The organism is Geodermatophilus sp. SYSU D01176 (assembly GCF_054050015.1).
In genome coordinates, this window is record NZ_JBJGYN010000117.1 from 1 (window position 1) to 916 (window position 916).

The 916-nt window shown below is 75.1% G+C and carries 1 protein-coding gene; it reads right to left on the reverse strand.

The window, feature by feature from the left end; translation table 11 throughout:
* A partial coding sequence (locus tag ACI78Z_RS24980; RefSeq protein WP_457039232.1) for an S-(hydroxymethyl)mycothiol dehydrogenase occupies positions 1-887 on the reverse strand: 887 nt, incomplete at its 3' end.
* Between the last annotated feature and the right edge of the window lie 29 nt (positions 888-916).

A 916-nucleotide genomic window follows, 5' to 3' on the forward strand; every position in this document is an offset into this window, starting at 1 on the left:
GGGAAGCGGCCCTGCCGGTAGAGGTCGACCAGCAGCGGGAAGTCCCGGCTGGGCAGGCAGTCGCCGTACCAGGAGGACTTGATCGCCCCGCCCCGGCCGAACACCTCGATCAGCGGCAGCGTGATGGTCATGTCCGGGGCCGGGACGCCGACCAGCACCACCCGCCCGGCCAGGTCGCGGGCGTGGAAGGCAGCCTCGAACACCGCCGGGTGGCCGACCGCGTCGATGGCCACGTCCACGCCGAACCCGCCGGTGGCGGCCCGGATCGCCGCGACCGCGTCGGTGTCCTTGGAGTTGACGGTGTGGGTGGCGCCGAACCGCCGCGCCCAGTCCAGCTTCCGGTCGTCGATGTCGACGGCGACGATGGTGGTCGCCCCGGCCAGCGCCGCGCCGGCGATGGCGGCGTTGCCCACCCCGCCGCAGCCGAACACCGCCACGGACTCGCCGCGGCGCACGCCGCCGGTGTTGATCGCCGCGCCCACCCCGGCCATCACCCCGCAGCCGAGCAGCCCGGCGGCGGTGGCCGGCGCGGCCGGGTCGACCCGGGTGCACTGCCCGGCGTGCACCAGCGTCTTCTCCACGAACGCCCCGATCCCCAGCGCCGGGCTCAGCGGCGTGCCGTCGGTGAGGGTCATCGGCTGGGCGGCGTTGTGGGTGGCGAAGCAGTACTGCAGCTCGCCCTTGGCACACGCCCGGCACTGCCCGCACACCGCCCGCCAGTTGAGCACCACGAAGTCGCCGACGGCGACGTTGGTGACCCCGTCGCCGACCGCGGCGACCACCCCGGCGGCCTCGTGGCCGAGCAGGAACGGGTACTGGTCGGTGATGTTGCCCTCGCGGTAGTGCAGGTCGGTGGCGCACACCCCGCAGGCCTGGACGTCGACCACCGCCTCCCCCGGGCCGGGGTCGGGGACGA